This is a genomic window from Roseicyclus sp. (assembly GCF_052168335.1).
Lineage (GTDB): Bacteria > Pseudomonadota > Alphaproteobacteria > Rhodobacterales > Rhodobacteraceae > Roseibacterium.
This window is the reverse complement of record NZ_JBQLZP010000337.1, coordinates 1-5,326: the sequence shown is the minus strand read 5'-3', so window position 1 is coordinate 5,326 and position 5,326 is coordinate 1. Positions and strand designations below refer to the sequence as shown.

6 protein-coding genes are annotated in these 5,326 nt (G+C 73.1%); all 6 read right to left on the bottom strand.

Annotation, left to right across the window (positions count from 1 at the left end; translation table 11 throughout):
• Positions 1–316, bottom strand: a 316-nt coding sequence (locus ACTS11_RS10365; protein ID WP_442640238.1) for a glycosyltransferase family A protein, incomplete at its 3' end; no start/stop codon positions are given.
• A complete protein-coding gene (gene galE, locus ACTS11_RS10360; RefSeq protein ID WP_442640237.1) occupies positions 313–1,332 on the bottom strand; it encodes a UDP-glucose 4-epimerase GalE in 1,020 nt (339 codons plus the stop codon). The genes ACTS11_RS10365 and galE, both read right to left, overlap by 4 nt.
• Before the next feature lie 22 nt (positions 1,333–1,354).
• Positions 1,355–2,110: a methyltransferase domain-containing protein gene (locus ACTS11_RS10355; protein ID WP_442640236.1), complete on the bottom strand. Its 756-nt coding sequence runs from the start codon at positions 2,108–2,110 to the stop codon at positions 1,355–1,357.
• Between the two features lie 11 nt (positions 2,111–2,121).
• Positions 2,122–3,333, bottom strand: a complete 1,212-nt coding sequence (locus tag ACTS11_RS10350; RefSeq protein WP_442640235.1) for a glycosyltransferase family 2 protein — start codon at positions 3,331–3,333, stop codon at positions 2,122–2,124.
• Positions 3,330–4,544, bottom strand: coding sequence for a glycosyltransferase family 2 protein (locus ACTS11_RS10345; RefSeq protein ID WP_442640234.1), 1,215 nt, complete (start codon positions 4,542–4,544; stop codon positions 3,330–3,332). The genes ACTS11_RS10350 and ACTS11_RS10345 overlap by 4 nt, the downstream gene beginning before the upstream one ends.
• A partial coding sequence (locus ACTS11_RS10340; RefSeq protein WP_442640233.1) for an ABC transporter ATP-binding protein occupies positions 4,541–5,326 on the bottom strand: 786 nt, incomplete at its 5' end. The genes ACTS11_RS10340 and ACTS11_RS10345, both read right to left, overlap by 4 nt.

The following is a 5,326-nucleotide window of genomic DNA, read 5'->3' as shown; positions in this document are numbered from 1 at the left end:
CGCGGATGTCGCGGTGGACGCAGACATCCGCATCGACGAAGAGGATGATGTCGCCCCCCGCCTCGGGCGCGCCCCGGTTCCGGGCCTGCGCGGGGCGCTGCGCCGTCTCGTTGCGCAGGACCCGCACGCCGTAGCTCGTCGCCGTCCGGCCCGTCGCGTCGCGCGAGCCGTCATCGACCACGGTGATGTCCGCCGGGTCGAAGCCCGCGCCGACCAGCGCCGCGAGGCAGTCGCCCAGGGTCGCCACGGCGTTGTGCGCGGGCACAACGACGACGAGGCGGGTTTCCCGCCCGTCCGGATCCTCGGGCCCCGTCACCGGACCATGCCGGGCGGCGCGCCCGCGAGCGCGGCGTAGGCATCGCTCCTGTGCCAGGCCAGCGCCGTGCCCAGGATCGTCTCGATATCCGACCGCGTCGTCAGCCCCTCGCCGAGGAGCGCGCGGGACAGCGCGGGATCGGCCACCAGTTCCGGCGGATCGCCCGGCCGCCGCGGCGCGTCCTCGACCGGCACGTCGAGGTTGGTGAGACGCCCGAGGCTCTGCAGGATGTCCATGACCGAGACCCCCTTCCCGGTGCCGAGGTTGCAGACGAAGCGCTCCGCCCCGCCGAGCAGGCGCTCGAGCGCGCGGACATGCGCCAGCGCGAGGTCGCAGACATGGACGTAGTCGCGCACCGCCGTGCCGTCCGCCGTGGGATAGTCCCGCCCGAAAATCTTCATCGGCGGCTTGCGCCCGAGGAGCGCCTCGACCGCGTTCGGGACGATGTGCGTCTCGACGGCGCGGAACTCGCCGATCTCGCCCTCGGGGTCGGCGCCCGCGGCGTTGAAGTAGCGCAGCGCCGCCGAGCGCAGGCCATAGGCCGCGGCGTAGTCCTCGAGGATGCGCTCGACCATCAGCTTGGACGCGCCGTAGGGGTTGATCGGCGCCTTCGGGACATCCTCGCCGATCGCGCCCCCGGGCGGGATGCCGTAGACCGCGCAGGTCGACGAGAAGACGAAGGGCGGCAGGCCCGCGGCCCGGCCGGCCTCGAGCACGGCCATCGTCCCGGCCACGTTCTGCCGGTAGTAGAGCGCGGGCTCGGCCACGGATTCCCCCACGAGGGCGAGCGCCGCGAAGTGGATGACGCCCACCGGGCGATGCCTGCGGAAGACCTCTCCCAGCCGCGCGATGTCGGAGATGTCGCCGATCTCGAGCGGTCCCCAGCGCACCGCCCAGCGGTTGCCGATGGAGAGATTGTCGTAGGTGACAGGGGTGAAGCCCGCCGCGGCCAGCGCCTTGCAGGTGTGGCTTCCGATGTAGCTGGCGCCGCCGGTGACGAGAACGTTTCCGCGCATGTGCGATGCTCCGTTGAAGGCGTCAGAAGTCCCAGCGCGCCACGATCTCGGTTCCGGCGTCGTCGGCGCGGTTCCGGTGCCAGCCATACCACGAGATCGGCGCCGCGAGCGCATGGGCCCCGAGACGCAGGACCCGCGGCAGGTTCGAGAAGGCGATGTCGTGCGAGACGGCGAGCCAGGGGTTGATGAAGGCGCCCGTCGCCGCGGCGGGCCGGCCGAAGAGAGCGTCGAGCTCGGCCATCGTGTAGCCGCGCCGGACATGTCCCCAGTCTTCGAAGAGCGTCTCCTCGCGCGGGCAGATCGGCGCGAAGACCCGGTAGTAGGGATAGCGCCAGCGCAGCCGGTCGGGCGTGGAGACGAGCACGGTTCCCCCCGGGCGCAGGACGCGCAGCGTCTCGCGGGCCACGGCCGCGTCATCGGGCACGTGCTCGAGCAGGTCGAACATCGTCACCATGTCGAAGGACGCGTCCGCGAAGGGCATGTCCGTGGCGTCGCCCGCGACGAAGCTCTGCCCCGGCTGGCGGTTGCAGGGCGCGTCGGCGAAGCCCGCCTCGAAGTCGAGGTTGGTCACGTGGGCGCCGGGGTAGAGCAGCTTCGTCAGCCCGCTGCGCCCGCCGCCCACCTCGAGGATCTCCGCGCCCGTCCGCTGCGGCGACAGCCTGTGGATGGCCCGCATCTTGTCGCGGAAGTAGAGCCCGTCGGTGAAGGAGGACCCGAAGGGGTTCGCGGCGAGAAAATCCCCGAGCCCCGAAATCGCGACGTTTCGATCCGTTGTCATGGCGTGTCCACTCATCCTGTCCGGCCCCTGCCTCCGCCCCTGCGGGGCACGAGGTAGAAGAGGCCCTGAAACCATCCCGAGACGCTCGGCAGCCGCGTGGCGCGCCCCGAGGGGCTCCACGGGTCGAGCCAGGCGAGCCCCACCTTTCCGGCGACCCATCGGACGGCCAGCCGCGCGTAGTAGCTCGGCAGCCCGAGGAACGCGCGGCGCAGGTTGCCGGGATGGCGCGTGTCGCCGAACTGCAAGAGAAGCGCGGCGGTGTGCCCGCGCATGTAGGCGCGCGCCTGCGCGCGCAGCGCATCCTCGCTCGCGCGGTGAGTGTGATGGACGAAGCACTCCGGCCGGTAGCGGCAGGTCCACCCGGCATCGAGCATCCGGTAGAGGAACTCGCTGTCCTCGCTGCACCCCGCCGCCCCCGCGCCGAGCCGCTCGTCGAAGGGTCCGGCGTCGCGCAGCGCCTCGGCACGGATCGACATGTTGGCGCCGGCGCCGATCTTCCAGACCTCGGGGGCGAGGAGCCGGCCGTTCCGCACGAAGTCCGGCCCGAAGTCCCTCGGCACCAGCGAGGAAGCGAGGCCGCCGAGGTCGAACTCGAACGCCGCTTCTGCCGCCGTCTGCAGGCGCGCGGGCAGGACCGGCCCCGTCACGGCGCCGACCGAGGCGTCGGCGAAGGGCCGCGCGAGGGCCTCGATCCAGTTCTCGGGAACCTCGACGTCGTCGTCGGTGAAGGCGACGATGCGTCCCGTCGCCGCCGCGACGCCGGCGTTCCGCGCCCGCGACAGGCCCGGGGTCGGCTCGTGCACAAGCCGGATGCCGGGATGCCGGGCGACGATCTCCGCGAGCCGGCCCGCCACGGCGGAATTGTCGACGACGACGATCTCGCCGGGAGGGGGCGCGCAGCGGAGGAGCGCCGCGATGCACCGCCCGAGATCGTCGGGCCTGTCGCGGGTGCAGACGACGACCGAGACCTCGGAGGGGGCGATCCCGTCACTCGCGAGCGCATCCGCGGCCCCGAGCGCCGGGGCGCAGGCCGCAGCGGCCAGCGCGGGCATGGCGCTCGCCGGAACGGGCAGTTCCTCGGGCAGGAGGAGCCTCCGGCCGAACGGCACCCCGTCCTGCCAGAAGTAGAGCAGCAGCGCGCGCTCGCCGGGGCCGAGGGACTGCCCCTCGAGCGGCCGCGCGAGATCGACATGCCGGATGGCGCAGGGGACGGGCACGATCACGACGCGGCCTCCCGGATCCTGCGCGACCGCTCGCGCGAGCGGTCGTATTCGCCGAACCTGCCCTTGATCGCGCCCTGGATCTCGGCCGCGATCATCCGCGGCGCGCGCCCGTCCCGCCCAGCGAGGCTCCGCGCCAGCCGGCCGAGGATGGTCAGCCAGTACCAATGCTCCATCTGCCGGAGTTGCAGCGCGTTCGACGGGTCCGTCCGGCGGGACTTCTCGAGGAAGGCGAAGAAACCCGTGCCCCAGGTGTAGTACTGGTGGCGGAGCGCGGCGACCTCCCTCCGGTGCTCGTGACGGACGACGAGGGCCGGATCGTAGACGAGCGGCCTGCCGCCGCGGATGGTGCGGTAGAAGATGTCCAGGTCGCCGCCCCCGGGCAGCGGCCGCCCGGTGTCCAGCGCCTCGTCGAAGCCGCCGAGCGCGAGCGCATAGGCCCGGTCGACGCTCATGTTCGCCCCGGCGCCGAATTCCCCCGGACCGCAGGGATGGAGCGGCTTGCCCCAGAGGCGCGCGCCGTTGCGCTGCGGGACGAACCCCCGGCGGAACCCGCCGTCCTTCTCGAAAAGGACCTGCGCCTCGGTGTCGAGGAACATCGGCAGGACCTGCCCGGTGACGCAGCCCGCGTCCGGGTTCTCGGCCCAGGCGCGGTGCAGGGCCTCGAACCACTGCGGCTCGGCGATGGTGTCGTCGTCGAGATAGGCGACGACCTCGCCGCCTGCCGCCTCGAGCGCGGCGTTCCGCGCGAAGTCGAGGCCGGTCCTGCGCTCGCGGACATAGACCGCGCCCGCCGCCTCGGCGACCGCGCGGACCTCGGGGCTCTCGGAGTTGTTGTCCACCACGACGATCTCGAAGGTCTTGTCGGTCTCCTGCGCGGCGAGGGACGCGAGGAGGCGCCTCAGCCACTCGGGCCGGTCCTTGGTGCAGATCGCGACGCTGATCCTGCGGGGCACGGGCGGTTCGGCCGCCGCGAGGCGCGCGCGCAGCCGGGCATGGGCCGAGGCCGCCTTCCCCTCCGCCCGAAGGAGATCGCCGCGCGAGAGGCCGCGCGCCGGGATGTCCTTCGCCGCGAACAGGCGGAAGTCGATCACCGCCGTGCCGTCGCGCAGGATGCAGCCGACCCCCGCCGCCCCAGGCGCGGGCCGGAGCGCGAGCCCCTCCGCCCCGGGTGCGAAGAGATCGACGTCGTGCAGGGTGTATCCGCCGCTCATGTCCGCTCCAGTTCGTGCGCGAAGAGGCTTGCGAAGGCGCCGGGACGCCGTGCCAGCGCCTCGGGCGTGCCCGTGTCGACCACCCGGCCCCGGTCGAGAACCACTACCCGGTCGGCGCGCATGACCGTCGAGAGCCGGTGCGCGATGACGACGGTGGTGCGGGACGTCCCCTCGGCATGGAGCGCGTCCGACACCAGCCGCTCGGAGCGCGGGTCGAGCGCGTTGGTCGCTTCGTCGAGGATGAGAAGCTCCGGCTCCCTCAGCAGCGCGCGGGCCAGCGCGATCCGCTGCCGCTGGCCGCCCGACAGGCTGTCGCCCCGGTCACCGACGCGCGTGTCGTAGCCCTGCGGGAGCTCCAGGATGAAGTCGTGCGCGTTCGCCCGCCGCGCGGCGTCGAGGATGTCGGCGTCGCCCGCGCCCGGCCTGCCGAGCGCGATGTTGTTGCGCACCGTGTCGTTGAAGAGGAAGACGTTCTGCGGAACGAAGGCGCAGCGCTCCCGCCAGGAGGCGCCGTCGAAGCCCGCGAGGTCGGCGCCGTCGATCCGCACGGCGCCCGCATCCGGCGCGGCGAGGCGGCAGAGCAGCATCGCGACCGTGCTCTTTCCTGCGCCCGAATGGCCGACGAGCGCGGTGACGCGGCCCGCGGGGATGTCGAAGCTCACGTCCTCGAGCGCGCTCGGCGCCGCGCCCTCCTCCTCCGCCTGCGGATAGCTGAACGAGACGTGGGACAGACCGATCGCCTCGCGGATCGCGGGCGCGGGCGGCAGGCCGGAGGGCTCGCG